The sequence below is a fragment of the Halobacillus karajensis genome (assembly GCF_900108515.1).
Taxonomy (GTDB): Bacteria; Bacillota; Bacilli; order Bacillales; family Halobacillaceae; genus Halobacillus; species Halobacillus karajensis.
Genome location: NZ_FNWW01000002.1, coordinates 233,457 through 257,494 on the forward strand (window position 1 = coordinate 233,457; position 24,038 = coordinate 257,494).

At 40.0% G+C, this 24,038-nt stretch carries 22 protein-coding genes, 5 tRNA genes and 1 pseudogene; 23 read left to right on the forward strand and 5 right to left on the reverse strand.

What is annotated here, in order from left to right; all coding sequences use genetic code 11:
- Window positions 1-62 precede the first annotated feature (62 nt).
- Together BLW54_RS06140 and BLW54_RS06145 are read left to right on the forward strand one after the other, a co-directional pair.
- Complete coding sequence (locus BLW54_RS06140) at window positions 63-770, forward strand: tRNA (adenine(22)-N(1))-methyltransferase (protein ID WP_074733454.1); 708 nt, start codon at window positions 63-65, stop codon at window positions 768-770.
- Complete coding sequence (locus BLW54_RS06145; protein WP_074733457.1) at window positions 743-1,879, forward strand: Nif3-like dinuclear metal center hexameric protein; 1,137 nt, start codon at window positions 743-745, stop codon at window positions 1,877-1,879. Before BLW54_RS06140 ends, BLW54_RS06145 begins: the two co-directional genes overlap by 28 nt.
- A 147-nt stretch (window positions 1,880-2,026) precedes the next feature.
- Here BLW54_RS06145 and BLW54_RS06150 read toward each other — a convergent pair whose 3' ends face one another.
- Window positions 2,027-2,983 carry a 4-hydroxy-3-methylbut-2-enyl diphosphate reductase gene (locus tag BLW54_RS06150; RefSeq protein ID WP_074733460.1) on the reverse strand — a complete coding sequence of 319 codons (957 nt, stop codon included), beginning with the start codon at window positions 2,981-2,983 and terminating at the stop codon, window positions 2,027-2,029.
- 176 nt (window positions 2,984-3,159) lie between these two features.
- Between BLW54_RS06150 and BLW54_RS06155 the strand changes: the two genes are divergently transcribed.
- A complete protein-coding gene (locus tag BLW54_RS06155) occupies window positions 3,160-4,479 on the forward strand; it encodes a DEAD/DEAH box helicase (RefSeq protein ID WP_074733463.1) in 1,320 nt (439 codons plus the stop codon).
- Between the two features lie 15 nt (window positions 4,480-4,494).
- The gene (locus tag BLW54_RS06160) at window positions 4,495-5,388 is read left to right on the forward strand and encodes a deoxyribonuclease IV (protein WP_035509140.1); all 894 of its coding nucleotides are present in this window, start codon (window positions 4,495-4,497) and stop codon (window positions 5,386-5,388) included.
- 36 nt (window positions 5,389-5,424) lie between these two features.
- On the opposite strand, the gene BLW54_RS06165 is transcribed toward BLW54_RS06160, so the two are convergent.
- The gene (locus tag BLW54_RS06165) at window positions 5,425-5,709 is read right to left on the reverse strand and encodes a DUF2624 domain-containing protein (protein ID WP_035509139.1); all 285 of its coding nucleotides are present in this window, start codon (window positions 5,707-5,709) and stop codon (window positions 5,425-5,427) included.
- A 423-nt stretch (window positions 5,710-6,132) separates the two neighbouring features.
- On the opposite strand from BLW54_RS06165, the gene BLW54_RS06170 reads away from it, so the two are divergent.
- Entirely contained in the window at window positions 6,133-6,711 is a 579-nt protein-coding gene (locus BLW54_RS06170; protein ID WP_035509137.1) for a DUF4190 domain-containing protein, read from the forward strand.
- An 87-nt stretch (window positions 6,712-6,798) separates the two neighbouring features.
- Here BLW54_RS06170 and ispG read toward each other — a convergent pair whose 3' ends face one another.
- Window positions 6,799-7,908 carry a flavodoxin-dependent (E)-4-hydroxy-3-methylbut-2-enyl-diphosphate synthase gene (ispG, locus tag BLW54_RS06175; RefSeq protein ID WP_208598915.1) on the reverse strand — a complete coding sequence of 370 codons (1,110 nt, stop codon included), beginning with the start codon at window positions 7,906-7,908 and terminating at the stop codon, window positions 6,799-6,801.
- A gap of 263 nt (window positions 7,909-8,171) precedes the next feature.
- On the opposite strand from ispG, the gene BLW54_RS06180 reads away from it, so the two are divergent.
- The 16 genes and pseudogenes from BLW54_RS06180 to phoU all read left to right on the forward strand — a co-directional run bounded on the left by BLW54_RS06180 (window position 8,172) and on the right by phoU (window position 22,063).
- On the forward strand, window positions 8,172-8,801 hold the full coding sequence (locus BLW54_RS06180; RefSeq protein WP_139254116.1) for an NfeD family protein: 630 nt from the start codon (window positions 8,172-8,174) through the stop codon (window positions 8,799-8,801).
- A 560-nt stretch (window positions 8,802-9,361) separates the two neighbouring features.
- The gene (locus BLW54_RS06185; RefSeq protein ID WP_074733468.1) at window positions 9,362-10,999 is read left to right on the forward strand and encodes a Na/Pi cotransporter family protein; all 1,638 of its coding nucleotides are present in this window, start codon (window positions 9,362-9,364) and stop codon (window positions 10,997-10,999) included.
- A gap of 210 nt (window positions 11,000-11,209) precedes the next feature.
- Window positions 11,210-11,994 (forward strand): annotated as a pseudogene (locus BLW54_RS06190) (transposase); the annotation flags it as partial.
- A 429-nt stretch (window positions 11,995-12,423) separates the two neighbouring features.
- A tRNA-Met gene (locus BLW54_RS06195) sits at window positions 12,424-12,500 on the forward strand.
- Window positions 12,501-12,533: 33 nt separating this feature from the next.
- Window positions 12,534-12,609, forward strand: a tRNA-His gene (locus BLW54_RS06200).
- 3 nt (window positions 12,610-12,612) lie between these two features.
- A tRNA-Ile gene (locus BLW54_RS06205) sits at window positions 12,613-12,689 on the forward strand.
- Between the two features lie 11 nt (window positions 12,690-12,700).
- Window positions 12,701-12,793, forward strand: a tRNA-Ser gene (locus BLW54_RS06210).
- Between the two features lie 107 nt (window positions 12,794-12,900).
- Window positions 12,901-12,973: transfer RNA gene (locus tag BLW54_RS06215), tRNA-Phe, on the forward strand.
- Window positions 12,974-13,165: 192 nt separating this feature from the next.
- On the forward strand, window positions 13,166-13,780 hold the full coding sequence (locus BLW54_RS06220) for a superoxide dismutase (protein WP_035509133.1): 615 nt from the start codon (window positions 13,166-13,168) through the stop codon (window positions 13,778-13,780).
- 102 nt (window positions 13,781-13,882) lie between these two features.
- Window positions 13,883-15,118: an MFS transporter gene (locus tag BLW54_RS06225; RefSeq protein WP_035509132.1), complete on the forward strand. Its 1,236-nt coding sequence runs from the start codon at window positions 13,883-13,885 to the stop codon at window positions 15,116-15,118.
- A gap of 86 nt (window positions 15,119-15,204) precedes the next feature.
- Window positions 15,205-17,346 (forward strand): peptidoglycan D,D-transpeptidase FtsI family protein, encoded by a 2,142-nt coding sequence (locus tag BLW54_RS06230; RefSeq protein WP_074733471.1) that lies wholly within the window; start codon window positions 15,205-15,207, stop codon window positions 17,344-17,346.
- Window positions 17,347-17,629: 283 nt separating this feature from the next.
- Window positions 17,630-18,607 carry a PstS family phosphate ABC transporter substrate-binding protein gene (locus tag BLW54_RS06235; RefSeq protein ID WP_074733474.1) on the forward strand — a complete coding sequence of 326 codons (978 nt, stop codon included), beginning with the start codon at window positions 17,630-17,632 and terminating at the stop codon, window positions 18,605-18,607.
- A gap of 82 nt (window positions 18,608-18,689) precedes the next feature.
- Window positions 18,690-19,637 carry a phosphate ABC transporter permease subunit PstC gene (gene pstC, locus BLW54_RS06240; protein WP_035509127.1) on the forward strand — a complete coding sequence of 316 codons (948 nt, stop codon included), beginning with the start codon at window positions 18,690-18,692 and terminating at the stop codon, window positions 19,635-19,637.
- Window positions 19,637-20,515: a phosphate ABC transporter permease PstA gene (gene pstA, locus BLW54_RS06245; RefSeq protein WP_074733476.1), complete on the forward strand. Its 879-nt coding sequence runs from the start codon at window positions 19,637-19,639 to the stop codon at window positions 20,513-20,515. The genes pstC and pstA overlap by 1 nt, the downstream gene beginning before the upstream one ends.
- A gap of 22 nt (window positions 20,516-20,537) precedes the next feature.
- Window positions 20,538-21,383, forward strand: coding sequence for a phosphate ABC transporter ATP-binding protein PstB (gene pstB / locus BLW54_RS06250; protein ID WP_035509122.1), 846 nt, complete (start codon window positions 20,538-20,540; stop codon window positions 21,381-21,383).
- A 20-nt stretch (window positions 21,384-21,403) separates the two neighbouring features.
- Entirely contained in the window at window positions 21,404-22,063 is a 660-nt protein-coding gene (gene phoU, locus BLW54_RS06255; protein WP_035509121.1) for a phosphate signaling complex protein PhoU, read from the forward strand.
- 135 nt (window positions 22,064-22,198) lie between these two features.
- Here phoU and BLW54_RS06260 read toward each other — a convergent pair whose 3' ends face one another.
- Both BLW54_RS06260 and BLW54_RS20945 read right to left on the reverse strand, forming a co-directional pair.
- Window positions 22,199-22,645 carry a hypothetical protein gene (locus BLW54_RS06260; protein WP_035509119.1) on the reverse strand — a complete coding sequence of 149 codons (447 nt, stop codon included), beginning with the start codon at window positions 22,643-22,645 and terminating at the stop codon, window positions 22,199-22,201.
- Complete coding sequence (locus BLW54_RS20945) at window positions 22,642-23,019, reverse strand: hypothetical protein (protein WP_035509118.1); 378 nt, start codon at window positions 23,017-23,019, stop codon at window positions 22,642-22,644. Before BLW54_RS20945 ends, BLW54_RS06260 begins: the two co-directional genes overlap by 4 nt.
- Window positions 23,020-23,202: 183 nt before the next feature.
- Between BLW54_RS20945 and rpmG the strand changes: the two genes are divergently transcribed.
- Window positions 23,203-23,352 carry a 50S ribosomal protein L33 gene (rpmG, locus tag BLW54_RS06270; protein WP_035509116.1) on the forward strand — a complete coding sequence of 50 codons (150 nt, stop codon included), beginning with the start codon at window positions 23,203-23,205 and terminating at the stop codon, window positions 23,350-23,352.
- 55 nt (window positions 23,353-23,407) lie between these two features.
- Window positions 23,408-23,977 carry a 5-formyltetrahydrofolate cyclo-ligase gene (locus BLW54_RS06275; RefSeq protein ID WP_035509114.1) on the forward strand — a complete coding sequence of 190 codons (570 nt, stop codon included), beginning with the start codon at window positions 23,408-23,410 and terminating at the stop codon, window positions 23,975-23,977.
- Window positions 23,978-24,038 lie beyond the last annotated feature (61 nt).

Below are 24,038 nucleotides of genomic sequence, written 5' to 3' on the forward strand. Positions count from 1 at the left end.
GAAGAATGAAAAGCTTTCTGGCCATTACAGAAAGCTTTTCTTTTATGAGAGGATAGAAAATTATGAATGTCAATCAATTATCACAACGACTAGCTCGCGTAGCTGATTATTTACCCAAAGGAGCTCATTTCGCTGATATCGGATCCGATCACGCTTATCTACCTTGTTTTGTCTGTCTCCACGATCTAGAGGCAAGGGCAGTCGCGGGAGAAGTGAACCAAGGTCCTTTTGATAGTGCAAAAAATGAAGTAGAAAAGCATGGTCTTGAAGAACGAATCGATGTTCGCCTTGGAGATGGATTAACGGTTGTTCAAAAGGGAGAAGTCGAACAAGTTGTCATTGCAGGCATGGGAGGGCCCCTGATACGGGATATTCTTGACGGTGGAAAAGAAAAGCTCTCCAATGTCAATCGTATTGTCGTGCAACCTAATATTGACTCTAGATCTCTTAGAAAGTGGTTTTATGAACAAGGCTTTCTTCTTGTGGATGAAACAATCATTGAAGAAAATGGTCATATTTATGAAATCTTAGTTGCTGAAAAAGGCAATCCTTCAGCATGTTATAATAATGAGACATTTGAAAAAGAGATGTGGCTGGGGCCTTTTTTATTGGAAAGTCAAACCGAACCGTTTATCCAAAAATGTAGAGAAGAATGGAAAAAGAAACAGTATATTGTGAGTCAAATGAAACAGGCATATTCTCCGGATGAGGAGAAGTTAAAACAACAAAATAAGGAAATTCAATGGTTGGAGGAGGTATTGAGAAAGTGAAGTGTACAGCTCAGGAAATTATAAAACAATTTGAAAAATGGTCACCCAAACATTTGGCTTATGAGTGGGATAATGTAGGTCTCCAGGTGGGTTCTTTAAATAAACCGGTTCAAAAAGTCATGGTGACTCTTGATGTTCTTGATTCTGTGGTAGATGAAGCGATTGAAAAAGATGTGGATTTAATTATAGCGCACCATCCTTTATTATTTATCAAGCTGAAGCAAATCAATTTAGATACGCCTAAAGGGAGAATCGTTCAAAAATTGATTAAACATGATATTACGGTCTACGCAGCCCATACAAATTTAGATGTAGCTAATGGCGGTGTAAATGATGTGATGGCTGATTTATTAAATGTTACTCAATGCAAACCGCTTATTGAATCAGGTGAAGATGATCTTGTGAAATTGACCGTATTTGTCCCAGAAGATCATGCCGATCATTTACGTTCGTCCATCAGTGAAGCAGGTGCCGGATATATTGGAAATTATAGCCATTGTACCTATCAATTATCTGGCCAGGGAACATTTAAACCTGAAAGTGGGGCAGACCCTTATATTGGTGAACAAGGGAAAATAGAATTTGTTGATGAGAAAAGAGTAGAAACAATCGTGCCACAATCAAAACTGGCTGACGTGTTGAGAGCGATGGAAGAAGCTCACCCGTACGAAGAAGTTGCCTATGATCTATATCCATTATTGAATCAAGGGGAATCCATCGGCGTAGGGAGAGTTGGGAATCTCGCTGATTCCACTACGCTGAGGGATTTGGTAGGGAAAGTGAAAGAAAAGTTCGATGTTTCTCATGCCCGTGTATCTGGTGATTTAGATAAAAAAATTAAACGAATTGCTTTGCTTGGCGGCAGCGGAGAAAAGTATATTCATGCTGCAAAACGAAGTGGAGCGGAGGTCTTTATCACAGGGGATATGACTTTTCACATGACTCAGGATGCTATGGAAATGGGGCTCGCTGTTATTGACCCAGGTCACCATGTAGAAAAAGTTGTTTGTCCAAAAGTTAAAGAATATCTGGACGACAAATGCAATCAGGATGGTCAACTGGAAGTTATCATCTCTGAGGTGGATACTGAGCCATTTAAAATTTTGTAGAGGATGGATTAGATTTCTTTCTCATTTTTAATCGGAACAAAACATGTAATTTGACACCCCTGTTTTTTCAAAACCTTTCTTTTAACGGATACAAACTCATACCCTAGAAAAAAAGAGATGAAAGCCAAGCTTTCATCCCTTTTTTTCTTATCTTTTTATTTTTTTTCTAGCTCTCACAGGCGGAAGGATTTTTTTCTGTTCTACTTTGGATTCACGAATCCATGTATCTTTATTATCGTGATCGAATTGCTCGATAAATTTGATTACTTCTTTGGTGATAGGAGTAGGAGTAGAAGCTCCAGCAGTAACAGCTACTTTCTCGACACCTTCCAACCATTCCAATTGAATTTCGGTTACATCAGCAATGCGGTAAGCTGTAGTTCCTGCTTTTTCCATAGACACTTGAGCAAGTCGGTTGGAGTTGTTACTCATTGGATCACCAACGACTAACGTCAAGTCTGCTTCTCTAGCCTGCTCTGAAACAGCCTCCTGACGAACTTGTGTCGCCATGCAAATCTCCTGCTGTTTTTCAAGCTGAGGATATTTTAATTTTGCTTTTTCCATGACATCATATACGTCCCATTGGCTCATAGTGGTTTGATTGGTAATCATTAATTTATCATGGTCAAGAGTAAGTGCTTCTACGTCCTCCTCTGTTTGGACAAGGTGGACTTTTCCAGGAGCTACCCCCATAGCACCTTCTGGCTCAGGGTGTCCTTTTTTACCCACATAAATCACCTCAAAACCTTCAGCTACTTTATCTCTAATTAAGTTGTGAGTATTGGTCACATCAGGACAGGTAGCATCTAAGACGGTCAGGCCCTTTGCTTTCGCGCGTTCCTTTATTTGAGGAGATACGCCGTGGGCCGTAAAAATGACTGTGCCATCATGAATACCTTCCAGCATGTCACTGCGATTTTTACCGTCAACGGTAATAATCCCTTCTTCTTTAAAAGCTTCGGTTACATGAGTGTTGTGGACAATCATTCCTAATATATATATCGGGCGAGGCAGATTAGGGTCTTTAGCTGCGTTTCGAGCAATAACCATGGCATCTACTACACCGTAACAATAACCGCGAGGGGCGATTTTAATGACTTCCATTGATTAATGTCCTCCTCTATAAATCCAATACAATAACTTTTAAGATACCATTATCATTATAAAGCGTAAAGGGAAAGATGACAAAGAAAGTCATTCCCTGGCAACGTTATCGTGCAATTTCCCTTCTGCTCTATTATAATAGGGTAGGAACATTTTACTTTAAAGGAGAACGGTTTATGAGTAAGCATACATTTGATCAATATGCCATCACTTCTACAGTCAGTCGAGTTGTAGAAGGGTTAGGCTTTAAAGAACCTACACCCATTCAGAAGCAGGTATTACCCGCAGCTCTGAGAGGAGAGAGCCTTATCGGCCAATCTCATACAGGTTCTGGAAAAACACACGCGTATTTACTGCCGCTTTTGAACCAACTGGATGGAGAGAAAGACCAGGTACAGGTTATCATCACAGCGCCGACAAGAGAATTAGCAATACAAATTCAGGAAGAAGTAAAGAAAGCGATCCAATTGGCCGGCAAAGAAGAACAATGGCGCTCCAAACTCCTCATTGGTGGTACAGACAAGCAAAAAATGGTGGATAAGTTATCTTCTAGAGCTCCTCATATTGTCGTGGGAACTCCCGGCCGGATTCTAGATATGGTTAAAGAGAAAGCCATTGATCTTTATCAAGCAAAGGCATTTGTTTTGGATGAAGCAGATTTAATGCTTGATCTAGGATTTATTGAAGACGTCGATCAAATTCTTGTTCGAATGGATGAGAATGTACAAATGCTCGTCTTTTCTGCTACGATCCCAGAACGTTTGCAGCCTTTCCTTAAAAAGTACTTGACTAACCCGACGCATATACAAATTGAGGATAACAAACCCTCTCCAGAGTCTATGGAGCATCGGCTTATTCCGCTACGTCACAAAGAACCGGCGGATGTAATTATAGAAATATCTAAAGCTATCCAGCCTTATTTGGCCATTATTTTTACAAATGGCAAAGATCATGCTGATGAGCTTGCAGACAAGCTGATGAGTCGTGGTCTTGAAACAGGGATTCTTCATGGAGGTCTTTCACCAAGAGAAAGAAAAAGAATGCTGAAAGACTTGCAAAATTTGCGCTATCAATACATTGTGGCTACTGATCTTGCATCGAGGGGAATTGATATCCAAGGGGTTAGCCATGTCATCAATGCACAAATGCCGAAAGAAGAGGAATTTTATATCCATCGGGTCGGGAGAACAGCCCGTGCAGGTCTACAAGGTACGGCGATTAATTTGTATAAAGAATCTGACCTGCCACTCATCCAAAAGTTAGAGAAAAAAGGTCTTTCCTTCGAATTTTTTGAAGTGAAAAAAGGCGAATGGAAAGAAGTAAATGCTTACAATGAACGGCAGACAAGAGAAAGACATGCTTCGGACCTTGAGAAGAAAGCTAAACAGATGGTGCGCAAACCTAAAAAGGTGAAACCTGGTTATAAGAAGAAAATGAAACAACAGGCAGATAAAAACAAAAGGAAGTTAAAGCAGGAGCGGTTCAGAAAGAAATAAGAAAGGATAGATAGTATGGTAAAAATCGGATCACATGTATCGATGAAAGGGAAAAAAATGTTACTCGGAGCCAGTGAGGAGGCGACCTCTTATGGTGCCAGTACATTTATGATTTATACAGGAGCGCCGCAAAATACAAGGCGCCGACCGATTGAAGAACTTAATATTGAGGCAGGAATGGAACATATGAAAGCGAATGGGATTGATGATATTGTCGTACATGCTCCTTATATCATCAATATTGGAAACACAACCAAACCGGAAACCTTTCAACTTGGCGTTGACTTTCTAAGGAATGAAATAGAACGGACGGAAGCTCTTGGAGCCAAACAAATTGTTCTTCATCCTGGCTCTCATGTCGGGCAAGGTATTGAAAAAGGGTTACCTAAAATCATCGAAGGTCTGAACGAAGTCTTACACAAAGATCAAAATGTACAAATTGCCCTTGAGACTATGGCCGGAAAAGGATCAGAAATCGGGCGAAGTTTTGATGAGCTTGCCCAGATTATTGATGGCGTTACACTAAATGAAAAATTATCTGTCTGCCTGGACACTTGCCACATTCATGATGCAGGCTACAATGTGGTGGAGGATTTTGATGGTGTATTAGAAGAATTTGATAAAATCATTGGGGTCGATCGTTTGAAAGTCGTCCACGTCAATGATAGTAAGAACATGAAAGGGGCAGCAAAAGACCGTCACGAAAATATCGGCTTTGGCCACATTGGTTTCGATGCCCTCCATAAAGTTATCCATCATCCAACATTGAGTCACTTACCCAAAATTTTAGAAACTCCATATGTAGGGGAAGATAAAAAGAATAAAAAACCGCCGTACCGGTTTGAAATCGATATGGTTAAAAAAGGTACGTTTGATGAAGGACTTAAAGAAAAGATTATGGAGCAGTAAAGAGCGAAAGAGGGGGGCCAATATGGCTTCCCCTTTTTATTTCAGCCAGTGCTCTACCCCGTATTCCTTAGCCATTTTCATAAGTAATTGATAAACAGAACGGGCAGTATCCTTAGATGTTATACTTGCCAGCTTTTTGAACATTCTTTTCCGTCCAACAGGGTCGAAAGGGTTATCCTCATTCTTCTTCAAGGCTTTAACAATGGCAGCTGCTTCTTCTTTAGTAATTGGAATTCGGTGTTTTTCACTATAAAAAAGTAGTTCTTTGACAGTTAATTGTTTCAATTTTTGGTTAATTAACTGTTGTGCCATATTCTTCATAGGCTTATACTCCCTCTCTTTGTATTTAGTACACCATATGAATATGGAAATGGATTTGTGTTTTTTAAAAAGGTACCTAGGAGTCTCGATGGAATACCATAGTTCCTTCGATTAGAATAAGCCAATGGGGCAAAATAGAATGGTCAAATTATCTATATAGTCGTGTTGATTCCTTTGATCGGCTCTGGAACTTATAATGGAGAGGACTGACGGGAAGGTGAAAATTGGGTGTTCTTCTTAAAAAGATGGGTTACTGGATGACCTTTGTTATTTCCTTGTTATTATTCTTTTAGCTCCTTAGTAGTAAAAAAGTGGCTGATTATAATACGTTAGTTGCTTTTTTTCCATCAACTCCCTGATGTAAATTAATCGGACTTCCATATAATATTCATGATTCTCCAAACAGAAAGTGAGGGTGTTTCTATGCATGATCCGAGAAAAACTGTTGAGAATCAACACACTGAAAAAGCTCCTAAGCATGGGGATGAATTAGAACAGGTTCACGTGGAGGGCGTGGATGAACGAACTTATAACGAGCCAAGCACTGAACAAGTTCTAAATGAAGCATTTGAAGAAATTCAAGACCAAGATCTGCGAAACGAAGAGGGGAACGATGAAGCTGTAACTGATGAAAATACTCAATCAGTTGAAGTTGAGGGTCAAGACCCTGGTTCCCATCAACCTGTTTATGGAGACAGGTATGAAGAAGAATTTGCACAAGAAGCGGCTGTCGCACCAATGAATGATACACCGATGGATAATGAAGAGCAGGAAACAACGATGGAAGATGATGATGTCAAAACAGGGATGGGCTGGTTAGGATTGTCCGCCGCTATACTTTCGTTTTTCTTTGCTCCTTTGATCCTTGGGGCAGCGGGGATTATTCTAGGCATTGTCAGTAAACGACGTGGAGCCGATACATTAGGGAATATGGCGATTATCGTAAGTATCGTATCCATTGCGTTTTCTTTCTTCTTCACTCCGTTTTACAACTTGATATAGATCACGCTACAAAAAAAGGTGGGCCCTAGAGGGCTCACCTTTTATCAATGTTTAGAAAACATAAAAATTAAGCTTGAGAACGTAAGATTAAAGAGATTGTTTTTGTTTCTCTTTCTCTAATCGTTCTTTCTCGTAATGTTCTTCAGCCAATTTATCGACTTCTTTTTTCAATTCATCGACCATGATGTCTTCCGGTACTTTGCGAATGATTTCACCATGGCGGAAAAGAAGACCTTCTCCACGTGCCCCTGCGATACCAATATCTGCTTCACGTGCTTCTCCGGGACCGTTAACAGCACAACCTAGGACAGCTACTTTAATAGGTGCTTTAATGGTTTGGATATATTCTTCGACCTCATTCGCAATGGAAATCAAGTCAATTTCAATTCGACCGCATGTAGGGCATGAGATTAATGTTGCAGCATTGGAGGCGAGTCCAAAAGACTTAAGGAGTTCTTTTGCGACTTTAACCTCTTCGACAGGATCCGCACTTAAACTGATGCGCACGGTACTTCCAATGCCCTTACTTAGAATAGCGCCTAGTCCTGCTGCGCTTTTTACAGTACCTGCAAAAAGCGTACCTGATTCCGTAATTCCCAAGTGAATCGGATAGTTAAAGGCAGCGGCTGCTTTTTCATAAGCTTCAATTGCTAATTTAACATCTGATGCTTTAAGGGATACGATGATATCATGAAAATCAAGATCTTCAAGTATCTTAATATGGTGAAGGGCACTTTCAACCATCCCATCTGCTGTAGGATAGCCGTATTTCTCAAGAATGTGACGTTCAAGAGAACCAGCATTTACTCCGATACGAATCGGAATCCCTTTTTCTTTGGCTGCTTTTACAACCGCTTCGACTTTTTCGCGTTTACCAATGTTCCCAGGGTTAATGCGAATCTTGTCTGCGCCGCCTTCAATGGCTTTCAGCGCTTTTTTGTAATCAAAGTGTATATCGACAACGAGCGGAATGTTGATTCGTTTTTTTATTTCAGGAATAGCGTCGGCAGCACGGTCATCCGGACATGCAACACGGACAATTTGGCAGCCTGCTTCTTCCAAACGTTTAATTTCAGCTACGGTCGCTTCTACATCGTGGGTTTTTGTTGTTGTCATCGATTGGATGACAACTTCATCGGCTCCACCTATCGTAACATCCCCAACTTTTACAGGGCGTGTATCTTTTCTGTGCGTAATTGCCATTAAAAATCGCTCCTTTATATAATCACAAAAAGGTATGCAAGATGAATTTCCAACATTCATTATAAGGGCTATTTGCTTAAATGAGAAGTAAGGACCCTTAAATATAAACAATAATACGTTAAGTTTGTGTAAATGGGAGAAGGATTCGGTTTATTATATCATGACATGACAAATGAAGGGGAGAAGTGATATAAGTATGAAACAAACGATCTCTTTCATTCGTACATATAATAATAAAGGAGAGGATGTGAACTGTCGTGTTTACTTATGATTGGATCGCGTTATTCATAACTTTTCTCGGGACCATGTTCCTGGTTGGTGAGCTGCTTGTTAATATGCGGGGGATATTCGCAATTCTTGGCTTTGGCTTTATAACTGTTTATTTTGCGGGGTACTTGGAAACCGAGATGTTCATCATTATGATGTTCGTTTATTTCCTTGGTATTATTTTAATGATTATTGATGGAAAGCTAGTGAACGATGGAACGTTGGCTACAATTGGAGCAGCCACAATGGTCATTGCTGTTGGTTTTAGTGCCCCAAACTGGGTAGCGGGTTTATATAGTGTCATCGGAGTCGTGCTCGGAGGTTCGGCCTCACTGCTTTTTTTGAGAGTGTTCAAGCAAAGAAAAATGTGGTCGAAAATGGCTTTGAATGATCAGCTATCATCAGAAATGGGATACAATTCGATGAATGAAGGATATCAGTTTCTCCTGGGCAAGCAGGGAGAAGCTGTTACCGATATGAGACCTGTCGGTAGTGTGCAAATTGATGATGAGGAATATAGTGCGGTATCCAATGGTCAATGGATTACCCATGGGGATAAAGTTGAAGTGACGAAAGTGGATGGAACCAAAATACTTGTGAAAAAACTCTCTGACCATTAATGTTTCGGTACACTTTGCAGGGACCGATTAGGGTTAAGCTTAAGATAAGGGACGCTTTTGGCTGACCTTAGAGCAGACGTTCTCCATAGAAAAAGAAGTACTCCATCGAATATGATGGAGTTTTTTTGTGAAGAAAAGTATGGCAATCTTTTATGTTCCCTTTAAAAAGGTGTATTATCCATTGAAAGACTCACATAAAAAGACTTAGCTTTCAAAATATAGATGAAAAACATTCCTTCAAGATTTTGAAGGGATGGATTAACGCTAATTGTGTATATTAATGGAGAGTCATTTTGAGATTTTATCAAAGACATAGACTTTCGTTATCATGTCCATAAAGGTTTGATTTTTTTTGAAATACAATCGGGTGGGATGGGGCATTTTTATTTGTGTTTATCTCATTAAACATATACTTCGTGGGATAAGGAATAAGCGAATGTAAATTTAATGTTAAGATTCAGAAATTATCTTTACAAAAGGATTGTCGCTGGTTAATATGAATGAGGTTGTTTTTAAAAAGAGAATAATGTTGAATTTTGGATGGAGAAAGGGTGGAGAAAATGGAAATCGATGTGCAACAGATGATATTTGAATTCATCGGTGGACTCGGTATCTTTCTATTCGGTTTAAAGTATATGGCAGATGGCCTGCAACGGACCGCGGGAGATCGTTTGAGAGAAATGTTAGACCGTTTTACGAGCAATCCGTTTATGGGGGTACTTGCAGGTACAATTGTAACGATTTTGTTACAAAGTAGTAGTACAACAACAGTCCTTACAGTAGGTCTTGTTAACGCAGGGTTTATGACCTTTAGACAGGCCATTGGTGTAATCATGGGTGCCAATATCGGCACAACAATGACCGCATTTATTATTGGTATAGATATTAAGCAATATGGCCTGCCAATTTTGGCGGTAGGTGCCTTCTTATTATTCTTCTTCAAGAGTAAGAAAGTTGGAAACATCGGCCAAACTATATTTGGCCTTGGTTCTTTATTTTTCGGACTTGAAGTTATGAGTGGAGGGGTGAAACCTCTTCGGTCTCTACAAGCCTTTCAGGACTTAATGGTAAGTATGAGTGATAACCCAATCTTAGGTGTCATCGTTGGAACGTTATTTACAGTAATTGTCCAGAGTTCAAGTGCGACAATCGGTATTTTGCAAACATTACTTGGGGAAGGGCTTGTAGATTTAAAAGCGGCGATCCCTGTATTATTTGGGGATAATATTGGGACTACCATTACAGCCGTTCTGGCATCGATTGGAGCAAGCGTCGGAGCAAAACGTGCCGCATTTGCCCATGTTATCTTTAACGTCTTAGGGGCGACGGTATTTTTAATATTCCTCCTTCCATTTGAACGTTATGTCAATTGGTTACAAACAAGTATGGACCTAGAACCAGAAATGACGATCGCATTTGCGCACGGATCATTTAATATAGCTAATGCAGTAGTACAATTTCCGTTTATTGCAGTTCTTGCTTGGATCGTGGTAAAACTTGTGCCAGGGAATGATTCATTAATTGATCATAAACCGCAGCATCTTGATCCTATATTCATTGAACAGTCTCCATCCCTTGCTTTGGATCAGGCAAAAGAAGAAGTTGTACGTATGGGTGAATATGCTTACAAAGGTCTTGAAGAGACAAGCCTTTACTTAAATAATAAGCAGCAAAAGCACTCTGAAATAGCTATGCAAATCGAAGATGCCTTAAATAACCTTGATCGGAAAATTACGGATTACCTTGTAGATTTATCGCAAGCATCCTTATCAGACGAAGAGAGTCAGAAACATTCAGCTTTAATGGATTCAGTTAGAGACCTTGAACGTATCGGGGACCATTTTGAGAATATCATTGAGCTCATCGATTACAAAAACTCAAATAAAGTAAACTTAACTTCACAAGCTATAGAAGACCTAAATACAATGTTTGACTTGACCCTAATGACCGTAAAACAGGCTACAAAAGCTCTTGAAACAATGAGCAGAGAGGAAGCTCTTGCTGTTGTTCAAAAAGAGAATGAATTGGACCGTATGGAGCGCAGCTACCGTAAGAAGCATATTATCCGCCTGAATGAAGGTGTTTGTACAGGACAAGCAGGTATTGTATTTGTGGACATGATTAGTAATTTGGAACGTATCGGTGATCACGCAGTTAATATTGCTGAAGAAGTACTTGGTGAAAAAGAAAGTCTATAAGAAAAAGGGGCTCATTAAGCCCCACAGGCTGTCGAGAAAGTTCTCGACAGCCTTATTTTTTGATTTTGGTCTCAATTTACGTTTGGCTGTTTGTTACCCTAAAGATAGAAAAATCCTTTGAGGCGGTGATGATTTGTTTCAATCAAGGAAAGATCGACAAAATGAGCTGGAAATGGTGACTAGTGAAGAGCTTGTGCCTGAAAACCTCATGTGGAAACGGTGGATTTTATCAATGAACTCAATGAAGCTGTCTTGAAAGATCGGGAGAACCACGGAAAAAAGCTTCTCAAAGAAAAGAAGGAGGTGGAAAAACAAGGAAGTGAAAGTCAGTGATACCGATCCAGAAAGTGGGTTATTTATATCGGCAAAATAAGCCGGAAGGGTTCTTCTATCTGGACCACCGTACGACGGATTTAAAGTACATTATTATTACGGATGTTCATGTGACACCTGGAAATATCCATGATTCCAAGCCCTACTTAAACCGTCTGGATCGCCAAGTGAAACGATTCGGTTTTTCTGTGGGAACAGTAGGTTTAGACGCTGGTTATTTAATCACCCCTATCTGCTATGGACTTGCCCAAAGAAACATCTTTGGTGTGATTGCCCACCGTCGTTACCAGACAAGGAAAGGGTTTCTAGCTAAATGGAAATATAAGTATGAAGTGGAACGGGATGTCTATGTCTGTCCGCAAGGAGAAGAGCTAAGGTATGGCACAACAGACCGTGACGGATATTGCCATTATAAATCAGATCCGCAGCAGTGTGAGACATATCCTCTTCTTACGCAGCGCACGCAAAATCAAAATCACCAGAAAACTATTACACGCCATGTATGGGAGGAGGATAAAGAGCAGGTGCGTATGAACCGACTTTCCAATGAAGGCAAGTGGATTTATCGCATGAGAAAAGAGAAAGTGAAGGAACAGGCGCTGATGACGGCCGCCTGTCAAAACATGAAAAAGATTGCCTACCATTTAGCCAGGGTAAGTTAGATGGAGGAGAGTCTTTTGGCTATAAGCTAGAGCGAAGGAGCACAGACCATGACACTCCTGCGGAAAAACGGGCGATCCGAGACCCCGCAGTGTGGGTTTCACGAGGAGGCTCGGGCGTTCGTCCGCGGAAAGGGGATGGTCTGTGCTCCTGGTGGCAAGAAAAAAGCTTGTAGGTCGCTCTTAAAACAGGGTATCCCACCTTAGTCAACCCAGGATGGATTCCAACCTGCAGGGCTGTTTTTTCTGATCCTGATAAGAAGGTTGGTTAAGTTTTTCATACGGAAATTATTATTTTTTAAAAAAACCCTTGAAACGAGGGTCAGAGCATGCTATATTATTTTTGTCGCTGATTTAATAACAAAAAAGTTGTTGACGATATAGCGAATAAATGGTATATTTATTAAGTCGCTTGTTGATATTTTAACAAATGGCGGTGTAGCTCAGCTGGCTAGAGCGTACGGTTCATACCCGTGAGGTCGTGGGTTCGATTCCCTCCACCGCCACCATTACCATTTACATAATGAACTATTTAAAGCATGGCGGTTGTGGCGAAGTGGTTAACGCACCGGATTGTGGTTCCGGCATTCGTGGGTTCGATCCCCATCAACCGCCCCATGTGGACCCTTAGCTCAGCTGGTTAGAGCTATCGGCTCATAACCGATCGGTCGCAGGTTCGAGTCCTGCAGGGTCCACCACAACAAAATACGGAGGAGTACCCAAGTTTGGCTGAAGGGAGCGGTCTTGAAAACCGCCAGGGGCTTTACGGCTCGCGGGGGTTCGAATCCCTCCTCCTCCGCCATATTTACATAATTATCGGTAGTAAAGTGACGAGAGAAGACCATCTTTGAATCATCTTGAGAACAAGAGGATAGAGTGAATTTAAATTTTGATCTATAAACTAATTATGGCTCGGTAGCTCAGTCGGTAGAGCAACGGACTGAAAATCCGTGTGTCGGCGGTTCGATTCCGTCCCGAGCCACTTCAAAACAATCAAGTAAATACTTGATTGTTTTTTTATGTTTGAAAATAGCTGCACAGGGAATGGTTACTTCTACAGGGAATGATTATTATCGTAATGCAAATAATTTGCTAATCATTTTCCGGTTTGATAATGTAAAAAGTGAAGCGAAAAGCTTCCGTTTTACATATTATTTAAAGGAGGAGTTACATTATGGCTAAATTTGAACTACCAGAACTACCTTATGCTTACGATGCACTAGAACCAACAATTGATAAGGAAACAATGAACATTCACCATACGAAGCACCACAACGGTTATGTGACAAAGCTTAACAACGCACTAGAGGGACATGCAGATCTTCAGGATAAGTCTCTAGAAGAGCTTCTTTCTAATAACCTTGCTGCAGTACCGGAAGATATCCGTACAGCAGTGCGTCGTAACGGTGGAGGACATGCCAACCACAGTCTTTTCTGGACAATTCTGTCCCCTAACGGCGGTGGAGAGCCGACAGGCGACCTTGCGACTAAAATTAATGACACTTTCGGTGGTTTCGATCAGTTCAAAGAGAAGTTTGAAAACACCGCTAAAGGCCGCTTTGGATCTGGCTGGGCTTGGTTAGTAGTCAATAATGGTGAACTCGAAGTAATCGATACCCTTAACCAGGATTCTCCGATTATGGAAGGTAAAACTCCGATTTTAGGTCTTGATGTTTGGGAGCATGCATATTACCTGAACTACCAAAATCGTCGCCCTGAGTACGTTTCTGCATTCTGGAATGTAGTCAATTGGGATGAAGTTGCTAAACGATTTGACGCAGCAAAATAAACAGCTGGGAAGAGAGGCATGGATTTATATCCATGCCTCTCTTTTTGTATATCTCCTTTTGTTCTGAAAACACTAAAGGATGAACACAAAGGAGACATGGATATGGTGAGTAAGCTGCGTGTGTGGCTCAGCCACGAAAATGTATCAAAGGATTTATTGCTGTTGCTGACGATCGGAGGGTTATACTCTCTTGGTATATTCTTATCCAGTACATTTGTAAACATATACTTATGGAAACAATCCAACAGCTATATTGACATAGCTCTCTATAATTTAGCCATTTATGTCTTGCAGCCGCTGACTTTCATATTGGCTGGCAAGTGCGCAAAACGAATGGATCGTGTGATTGTATTGAGAACCGGTGTTACCGTTCTCTCTTTGTTTTTTTTGACTGTACTCCTTGTTGGGGAAAAAGCTGCTACTTTCAATATCATGCTCGGGGCCTTGTTGGGAATCGGGTATGGTTTCTACTGGCTCGCCTATAATGTATTGACATTTGAAATCACTGAACCGGATACGCGTGATTTTTTTAATGGATTTTTAGGAGTTCTGCAATCCCTAGGAGGGATGACCGGACCCCTTTTGGCTGGTTATATCATATCCCGTTTAAACAACTTTACTGGGTACACCGTTATATTTACTATTTCTTTCGGGTTGTTTATTATCGCTGTGCTAGTAAGTTTTGGTTTATCTAGAAGGAAGGCAAAGGGGAATTTTTCTTTCAGGAGAGTTGTGACGGAGAGAAAGAATAATTCAAACTGGAAGAGAATATTAAGCGCACATATTTCTCAAGGTTTTAGAGAAGGTACGTTTTTGTTTGCTGTTTCCATTTGGATTTTCTTAATGACTAATGACGAACTTTCATTAGGTGTGTTCAATTTGGTTTACTCGGGTTTCTCTTTTTTGTTTTACTTTCTGGTCAGTCGCTGGGTGAAGCCGAGTCGTCGTAAAAAAGCCATATTTATCTCAGGATTAGCATTGTACTTAAGCGTGTTAATATTGTTAATTAGCGACACGTTGTCTCTCCTGCTTATTTACGCTGGTATTGCTGGAATCTTTTTCCCAATGTTCTATGTACCCTATATTTCATTAACATATGATGTCATTGGGAAGTCATGGAATGCTGCTGAAATGAGAATTGAGTATATCGTCGTAAGAGAAATCTTTTTGAACTTAGGGCGAGTCCTGTCTATTATCATTTTTCTTCTGGCGATAACTCTTATCCCACCGGAAACAGGAATTCCTTATATTCTCCTGCTTGTGGGTGGTGGTCATTTCTTCGTTTACTTCTTCGTGAGGGGTGTCGATACGAAGTATACCTATTCCTCACATAATTGAATCCAATCTCCCATGAGCTTCATCTATTCTTTGATGGTAAAAAAATGCTATAATGTATAAAGCATTGTAGAGAAGGAGAGGAGTTCATGGGAAAGAAGAATAAAAACAAACTGAAGCATAAATCACACCTTTCTTTCCGATTGAACGTGGTGTTTTTTGTTGTGTTCCTTTTGTTTGCAGGAATTATATTGCAGCTAGGAGTTGTTCAAATTCTTAATGGGGAAGAAGCTCAGGATGAGATCGACCGCACAGAAAATACAACAACAAGCATCCCGGTCCCGAGAGGAGAATTTTACGATCGGTATGGACGGGTAGTTGTGGATAATCAGCCCTTGTACTCCATCACATATACACCTCCAAAAGGGGTTCAGCCACATGATAAACTTCAGTTGGCTGAAGAAATTTCGAAGTATATTGATATGGATTACGAAGAGAAGTTGACAGATAGAGACTTAAAAGAATACTTCTTTTTAAAGAATGAGGAAGAAGTTACCGCACGTATTGAAGATGAGGATACTTCTGATCTTGATAATGGAGAAGTTTACCAACTTCAATTAGATAGTATTACGAAAGAAGAAATCTCAAATTATGATAACCAGACAAAAGAGATCATCGCCATAAAGAAAGAGCTGGATAAGGCATACACTCTTGCTCCTCATGTTTTAAAAAACGCGGATATTTCTGAAAAAGAATATTCAACTGTGGCCGAACATTTAGCAGAGCTGCCTGGAATTAATGTGACATCGGATTGGGAGCGTACATATCCATTCGATTCAACATTCCGTAGTTATATTGGAAGCATCACATCAAAAGAACAGGGCGTACCGCGTGATCAACTGGATTATTTTATGTCGCTTGACTACAGTCGAAATGACAGGGTGGGGACAAGCGGTTTGGAAGAACAATATGAAGATGTGCTTAGAGGTACGAAAGAGAAAGTTCAATATGAAACAGACAAGAATAATAAGGTGGTTAATTCCAAAGTCATCCGTGAAGGTGAGAGAGGAAAGGATCTTGTATTAACTATTGATATGGAACTCCAGGAGAAAGTGAACAAGATTGTTCAGGAAGAATTAGCAGATGCTATTCATAAGGCGCCCGGACAAAACCGCCACCTTGATAATGCTATTGCTGTTGTTTCGAATCCAAATACGGGAGAAATCCTTGCCATTAGTGGTCAAACATATAACAGGAATCCGGAAGAAGGAGAATCAAGATTTACCGATACTTCTCACCAAGCTCTTTACAATTCCTATATGCCAGGTTCTGTCGTTAAAGGAGCTACCGTTTTGACAGGTTTACATGAAGGAGCGGTTACTCCAGGCACATGGATCAATGACAGGCCAATCACGATAGGCGGCAGCCAAAAGGGGTCTTATACGTCAAATATTGGCTCTGTTAATGACATACAGGCATTACAGCAATCTTCCAACGTATATATGTATTTCTTAGCAATGTACCTTGGTGGGGAACATAGCAATCAGTACAATATGAATAGTCTTTCTTTAAAGAATGGTACCTTTGATACATTTAAATTCAACTTTAATCAACTGGGTCTTGGAGTGAAAACAGGGATTGACTTTCCTTATGAGGGAATTGGAGTTGCTGGACAACCTACAAACCCTGGGCACATTTTAGACTTTTCTATTGGGCAGTTTAGTTCTTACACACCTATGCAGTTGAATCAATACGTATCGACCATTGCCAATGGAGGAAATCGTATTCGTCCACGCCTTGTGAAAAGTATTCATGAACCTTCTTTATCAGGGGAGCTTGGACCAATTTACAAGGATTATTCCCCGCAAGTATTAAATCAAATTGAAATGGATGATTCCTACATTAAAAGGGTGCAGGAAGGCTTCAGACAGGTAGCCCAGACGAACAGAGGGACAGCCAGCCATATATTCTCTAAAAAACCATACAGCAAATACCGGATGGCGGTTAAAACAGGTACCGCTCAATCCTTCAAAGCTGTTTTTGACGAGAATGGGGAGCGAACGACTTATGATAACCTTTTAAACAAAACCTTAGTTGGCTATGCGCCTTCGGATAATCCGGAAATAGCCTTTTCTATAGTAGCCCCTTATCTCGGAGAGAATGCAACGAGTACCTTTGATATTAGTAACAAAATTGGCGCAAGAATCGGAGAAGCCTATTTTGAGTTGAAAGAAGAGCGTGCGGAAAAAGGGATAACAGAAAATAATACAGAGAAAGAAACGGAGGAGTGATACAACACGTATCATTCCTTTTTTTATGAAATGATAAAATCCAACGATTGAAGATTCCAAATTGATTCGGTCTATCTAGCTTTGGTGCCAACCTCCTCGAGTTTTTAAGACAATCCTCTTCTAAATACCCAAGTTTTTTTGAATTTATTCTACAAAATATGCACCTTCACAAAACCTTTACCTTTGGTTCATATGTCATTAAAACTCTGTCTTTAATATAGAAAATGTGAGTTGGCCAAGCAGTCAAACACAGCAATTATTCGAAAAATAGGGGGAGAAAGAAATGAAAAACTTTAAAAGTTGTGCACTAATGCTTATGTTTACTCTAGTGCTCGGAGTACTTGCAGCATGTGGCAGTTCTGAGGGGAATTCGTCAGAAGAAGTAGCAAGCGGCGAAGGTTCTGAAGAAGTGTCTGGATCGATTTCCATTGATGGTTCTTCTACGGTGTTTCCTATCATGGAGAACTTAACTTACATGTATAATCAGGAAAATCCTGACGTGAACGTTTCTGTTAATACTTCTGGTTCTGGTGGCGGATTTAAAAAATCCACAGCTGGTGAAATTGATTTAAGTAATGCTTCTCGTCCTATTAAAGAAGAAGAACAAGCCAAAGCTGAAGAAAATGGAATTCAGTTGGAACCACTTGAATTGGGTTATGATGGCCTTTCAGTTGTAGTTAGTCAGCAAAACGATTTTGTTGATGAACTTTCTGTTGAGCAATTGAAACAAATCTTTCTTGAATCTTCCGATGTGAAGAAGTGGTCGGATCTAAATCCTGAGTGGCCAGAGGAAGAGATTAAAATTTTCAGCCCAGGACATGATTCCGGTACATTTGATTATTTTAATGAAGTCATTCTTGAAGAGGAACCAATGAAAGAAGGAGAAAATACAACTCTTTCTGAAGACGATAACGTTCTTGTACGTGGGGTCAAAAACGATCCTTATGCGATAGGATTCTTCGGTTATGCTTATTATAGTGAAAATGAAGATAGCTTGAAGGCTTTAGGAATTTCAGAAGGTGAAAAAGAAGCTGTGAAACCAAATCCTGAAACGATTCAGGATGGTTCTTACACACCGCTTTCCCGCCCACTTTACACTTATGTGAATCTGAACGCTTATAAAGAAAAGTCACAAGTTCGTGACTTCGTTCAATACACATTGAACAATGCTGGAAAAGCTGCAGAAGAAGTGGGATATGTAGCACTCCCAGAAGATAAATATCAAGAGCAATTAAAAGAAGCTCAAAACTGGGCGGAGTAATGACTGAACTTTAAAACCTAACAAGATGGGTGGGACTGATTAAAGTCTCACCTATCCTTATGGATGAGAGGAGTTTTGAAGGATGGATAAGAGTTTGCAATCTGAAGGGAAGTCCTTTAATGTCCAGCAAATGATTGAATCGAATAAAAAGAAAACAAGTATAGGAGAAAAGATAGAGAGAATCATTCCTACATTGTTATTTCTTTGTGCTGCTGTCAGTGTGGTCACTACAGTTGGTATTTTATTTACCTTTTTACGTGAATCTATAGGATTCTTTTCTGATGTTTCCATCATCGACTTTTATACAGGATCGCAATGGTCACCATGGTCTGGTGAATTCGGGGTAGCCCCTTTAATAGGTGGAACGTTGTTGATTACGTTAATTGCAACCATTGTTGCCGTTCCATTAGGATTAATGTCCGCTATTTTTTTGAGTGAGTATGCGAGTGATAAAGCAAGACGTGTCATAAAGCCTGTGCTTGAAGTCTTGGCAGGGATCCCGACAGTTGTTTACGGCTATTTCGCGCTTACATTTGTTACTCCAATGTTTCAATTCTTTCTTCCTGACTTGGGCATTTTTAATGCGTTAAGTGGTGGATTTGTGGTAGGAATCATGATTCTTCCTATGGTGGCATCTCTCTCGGAAGATGCGATGAACTCTGTTCCCAACGCCCTTCGTGAAGCTGCTTATGGTTTGGGGTCAACAAAGTTGGAGGTTGTAGTGAAAGTCGTATTGCCAGCAGCATTTTCAGGTATAGTAGCTTCCATCGTACTAGCAATTTCAAGAGCGATCGGGGAGACAATGATTGTAACTATTGCTGCAGGAGCAACACCGAACTTAACTTTAAACCCTACTGAATCGATTCAAACGATGACGGCCTTCATAGTACAAGCAGCGACAGGGGATACTTCATTCGGTTCTACGATCTATTACAGTCTATATGCCGTTGGGATGACCCTGTTTGTCTTCACTTTAGTAATGAACTTAATCGCACAGTATATTTCACGTAAGTTCAGGGAGGAATATTGATGCTTGGGCAAAAGGAACGCCATATAAAAAAGCGCATGGAAGGAAGAGTCATCATAAACCGATTGATGATGGTATTGTTTGGGGTTGCAACAGCGATCGGATTAATATTTCTCGTTCTACTTTTTTACCGTGTATTGACTCAAGGAATTGGATATTTAAATTGGGACTATCTTTCTAATTTTCCTGCCCCTTATCCGGAGGAAGCAGGGATTTATGCAGGATTAATAGGTTCAATCATGCTTATGGTTATTGTAGCCATCTTTTCAGTAATGGTAGGGGTAGGATCAGCTATATATCTGGAAGAATATGCACCTAAAAATAGAATGACTGAGTTTATCCGCATTAACATTCAAAACCTTGCGGGTGTTCCATCCATTGTTTTCGGACTTTTAGGATTAACTTTTTTTGTTTATTTGTTCAGTTTTGGTTATACCTTGATTGCCGGCGGATTAACAATGGCGCTATTAATCCTGCCTGTTATTATAGTGGCGGCTCAGGAAGCTGTTCGCTCAGTTCCAGCAGAAATGAAAGAGGCCTCTTATGGCATGGGTGCAACAAAATGGCAGACGATATCCCGTGTCATTCTTCCTGCAGCAGTACCCGGAATATTAACAGGTACAATTATAGCCCTATCTCGAGCGATTGGAGAGACGGCTCCATTAATTATTGTAGGGGCAGCAGCGGCTATTTACACGTTGCCTGAATCGTTACTTGCCAAGTACACAGTCATGCCTATCCAAATATACAATTGGACAAGTCGACCGGCAGAGGAATGGCAATTTGTTGCCGGCGCTGGCATTATCGTCTTACTTGTTGTGTTGTTACTAATGAACTCAATTGCTGTATGGATTAGAAATAAATATCAACACCGGCTTTAATTAGGATGAGGAGGGTTTCATAATGAGTGAAGTAATGGTAAAGAAAAAAAATAATACAGTTAACAAAGCCTCTAAACGTGAAGAGAATTCCTTTGGATTACAAAAAGAGAAAGCAAATCATATTATCGAAGTGAATGATTTGAACCTATGGTATGGATCAGATCAAGCTTTATATGAAGTGAACATGGATGTTCCTGAAAAACAAGTGACTGCTATTATTGGACCATCGGGATGTGGAAAATCTACGTTCTTAAAAACCTTAAATCGTATGGTAGAGATGGTGCCGGTTGTGAAGACATCAGGATCTATAAAATACCGGGACCAAGAAATATTCAATAGAAAATATAAACAAGAATATCTTCGGACTAAAGTTGGGATGGTATTCCAAAAACCAAATCCTTTCCCTAAAAGTGTGTATGATAATGTGGCCTATGGTCCGAGAATCCATGGAATTAAGAAAAAGGAGATTTTGGATCAAATTGTTGAAAAAAGTTTGAAAGGTGCGGCAATTTGGGATGAATTAAAGGATCGCCTTCATGAGAATGCTTATGGACTTTCAGGTGGTCAGCAGCAGAGGGTGTGTATCGCACGTGCTTTGGCTGTAGAGCCGGATGTTATTTTAATGGACGAACCCACCTCTGCTCTTGACCCGATATCAACAGCCAAAGTGGAGGAACTTGTACAAGAACTTAAAGAAAAGTACAGCATAATCATTGTGACACACAATATGCAACAGGCGGCACGTATTTCGGATAAGACAGCTTTCTTCCTAAACGGGGAGCTAATTGAGTTCGCAGATACAGATCATTTATTCCAAAACCCTCAGGATAAGCGGACAGAAGACTATATTACAGGAAGATTCGGCTGATATTACAGGGGGGTAAATCAATGTCTATTCGTATTCATTTTGAAGAAGAGCTCGAAAACTTAAAAAAGCAAATTCAAGAATTAGCGTTAGATGCTAAAGAGTCATTGGATGAGGCTATTCGAGTTTTGTATAAAGGTGATGTAGAGGCAGCCAAAAAGGTGATAGAAAATGATACGCTTATGGACCGCAAGGAAGAAAAGGTTAATGATGATGCCATCTTAATGCTTGCAAAGCAACAGCCAGTGGCAAGTGATTTGAGAAGGATTATTATTGCTATTAAGATTTCGAGCGACCTTGAGCGGATGGCTGACCATTCCACCAATATTGCTAAGGCAACTATTCATTTAGGTGAGCACCACGGGATTGATGTAGATCCCGAATTGAGAGAAATGGGTGTCATTGCCATGGATATGGTCGATTTAGCGATGAAAGCCTTCGAGTATGAAGACATTTCACTAGCTAAAAAGCTGGCAGAAATGGATGATCAAATCGACAGAAGATATGGGATGGTTGTGAAAGAAATGTTAGAATTGACGGCAATCAATCCTGAACAAATTCAACATATTATGCAAATGGCATATGTGGCTCGTTATATTGAAAGGTTTGCAGATCATATAACTAATATTGGAGAGAGCATTTTTTATCTGGTAAAAGGAAAAACATATGATTTAAACAAATGAAAGAAAGCTTGAATCGAACATATCGATTCAAGCTTTTTCTTTTATCTAGGTCTTCATAATTTTCAACAATTTAAAACAATATAGAACAAAAGGCTTTCCCGCGTATGACAAACTTTGGTCGATTAAAAAAGTTTTTTATTTTGACGTAATCGTTTCAGCAATTTCCTCGTGAGACATGCCTGAATGAAGAGTGGTTTGACCGATTTGGATATACCGACTGTAGTCATTTTTTTCCATAAAGGCTTTAAATTCATCGGCATTTTCGATAATGTTCGCGCGTACCAGCTTTTTGCTGATTGTATCTGTTGTGGTCCCTGGAATGATGTCAAGAGAGAAAGTGGTCGTAGGATTCACTGTCGGTTCTATATTTTCCCTTTCTCTTGAACTTGACTGTACGGCATTCCACTCTTCATTAGTCACCGCTCGATATCCCTCTTGTTCAAGGTGTGTAATCATCTCCTCTACCTCATATTTCTTTTCAACAACTTCGGGACCAGGCGCTCCTGTATTCCAATAAGTGATCGCAAAAACGAGAGCAGCCGTGAACAAACCAAGTGCATATGAACGAATCCATGGTTTCATGTTTGTACACCTGCGCCTTTCTTTTGCTGAATCATAGACAGGACATCATGTTCACTCAGGTTCGTCTGTTTAGCTATGTAGTGGGTTTTATATCCCTTATGGTACATGGACAGAACGGTTTCTACTAGAGGCATTTTCTTTGGTTCCTCGTTTTTAGTGGCGGGATTCTTGGTGATCTCCTCAGTTAAATCTTCAGCAAGAAGTTCCTCTTCTAAGACTTTCATTTTCTTTTTTAGCTGATAGTTGCTCTGCATCATGGTTATATTGACTTGCTCTACTTGGTTTTCGAGTTCCTTCATACGATCATTCATAAAGAATGAAAGAATAAAAAGTCCAATAGCAACAGCAGCTACTGTACTAATCACATAAATCAATGTTTATCACTCCTTTAATGGTCCACGTTTATTTATATCATACAAATAGAAGCATGGCTATGGGATTTTCCTCCGGTTTTACCTTAATATCTACTTGAAAGGTACTTTTATTTTTGGTATTATGAATTAGTCTGATAATGTGAATGAGACAGTGAAAAGCACTTTTGATTAGGAGGAATAACAATGCGCGTAAATATTACACTTGCATGCACCGAAACTGGTGACCGCAATTATATTAGTACAAAAAACAAGCGTAAAAACCCTGAGCGTCTTGAGCTTATGAAATACAGCCCACGCGTAGGGAAGCACACGCTTCATCGTGAGACAAAATAAGCAGTAGGATTAATTCCTACTGTTTTTTTTATATCCAAAATCAGGTGGTGTAGAAATGGATAAAGTGGAATTAAGATTTAAAGGGAAAAATATTCTACAGAATATAAGCGCACAAGACCGTGAGAAGATGGAAGCAAAAATGTTGGATCACTTATTTGAAAGTGATCTATGGAGGAAGGCACGTGTTGTGGGGATAACGTTGTCCCAGTCACATGAATGGTCGACCGAGACGATTATTCAAGAAGGATGGAATGAGGGCAAAAAAATGGCTGTGCCTAAATGTTTCCCTGAAAATAAACAAATGCGGTTTTACCATTTTTTTGATTATGACCAACTTGAACGGGTATATTTTGGTTTAAGAGAACCAAAACCGGATCAGTCTTCCCTTGTGGAGAAGAATACAATTGACCTTCTTCTTGTTCCAGGGCTCCTTTATGATGACAGGGGATACAGAATTGGATATGGTGGAGGTTATTATGATCGTTTTATCGAAGGATTTCAAGGAAGAACTTTAATGATTGCTTCTGACCAACAGAAGTGTTCTTCCATTCCTTATGAGGAATTTGACCAAAGGGTTGAATATATTCTGACAGAAACAGGGGTCCATCCAACTTATAAGTGGTAAAATGTCACAAAATGTTTATAGATTGTGAATTACTGAACAAACTTTCGGCTGTATAATAAGT

What these genes read in the sequence shown, in the direction of transcription:
- BLW54_RS06235 (WP_074733474.1), top strand. Translation starts at nt 17,630, where the DNA reads ATGAAAAACTTTAAAAGTTGTGCACTAATGCTTATGTTTACTCTAGTG.
- BLW54_RS06260 (WP_035509119.1), bottom strand. Translation starts at nt 22,645, where the DNA reads ATGAAACCATGGATTCGTTCATATGCACTTGGTTTGTTCACGGCTGCT.
- BLW54_RS06220 (WP_035509133.1), top strand. Translation starts at nt 13,166, where the DNA reads ATGGCTAAATTTGAACTACCAGAACTACCTTATGCTTACGATGCACTA.
- rpmG (WP_035509116.1), top strand. Translation starts at nt 23,203, where the DNA reads ATGCGCGTAAATATTACACTTGCATGCACCGAAACTGGTGACCGCAAT.
- BLW54_RS06165 (WP_035509139.1), bottom strand. Translation starts at nt 5,709, where the DNA reads ATGAAGAATATGGCACAACAGTTAATTAACCAAAAATTGAAACAATTA.
- pstB (WP_035509122.1), top strand. Translation starts at nt 20,538, where the DNA reads ATGAGTGAAGTAATGGTAAAGAAAAAAAATAATACAGTTAACAAAGCC.
- BLW54_RS06145 (WP_074733457.1), top strand. Translation starts at nt 743, where the DNA reads ATGGTTGGAGGAGGTATTGAGAAAGTGAAGTGTACAGCTCAGGAAATT.
- BLW54_RS06160 (WP_035509140.1), top strand. Translation starts at nt 4,495, where the DNA reads ATGGTAAAAATCGGATCACATGTATCGATGAAAGGGAAAAAAATGTTA.
- BLW54_RS06170 (WP_035509137.1), top strand. Translation starts at nt 6,133, where the DNA reads ATGCATGATCCGAGAAAAACTGTTGAGAATCAACACACTGAAAAAGCT.
- BLW54_RS06225 (WP_035509132.1), top strand. Translation starts at nt 13,883, where the DNA reads ATGGTGAGTAAGCTGCGTGTGTGGCTCAGCCACGAAAATGTATCAAAG.
- pstC (WP_035509127.1), top strand. Translation starts at nt 18,690, where the DNA reads ATGGATAAGAGTTTGCAATCTGAAGGGAAGTCCTTTAATGTCCAGCAA.
- BLW54_RS06230 (WP_074733471.1), top strand. Translation starts at nt 15,205, where the DNA reads ATGGGAAAGAAGAATAAAAACAAACTGAAGCATAAATCACACCTTTCT.
- BLW54_RS06155 (WP_074733463.1), top strand. Translation starts at nt 3,160, where the DNA reads ATGAGTAAGCATACATTTGATCAATATGCCATCACTTCTACAGTCAGT.
- pstA (WP_074733476.1), top strand. Translation starts at nt 19,637, where the DNA reads ATGCTTGGGCAAAAGGAACGCCATATAAAAAAGCGCATGGAAGGAAGA.
- BLW54_RS06150 (WP_074733460.1), bottom strand. Translation starts at nt 2,983, where the DNA reads ATGGAAGTCATTAAAATCGCCCCTCGCGGTTATTGTTACGGTGTAGTA.
- BLW54_RS06275 (WP_035509114.1), top strand. Translation starts at nt 23,408, where the DNA reads ATGGATAAAGTGGAATTAAGATTTAAAGGGAAAAATATTCTACAGAAT.
- phoU (WP_035509121.1), top strand. Translation starts at nt 21,404, where the DNA reads ATGTCTATTCGTATTCATTTTGAAGAAGAGCTCGAAAACTTAAAAAAG.
- BLW54_RS06185 (WP_074733468.1), top strand. Translation starts at nt 9,362, where the DNA reads ATGGAAATCGATGTGCAACAGATGATATTTGAATTCATCGGTGGACTC.
- BLW54_RS06140 (WP_074733454.1), top strand. Translation starts at nt 63, where the DNA reads ATGAATGTCAATCAATTATCACAACGACTAGCTCGCGTAGCTGATTAT.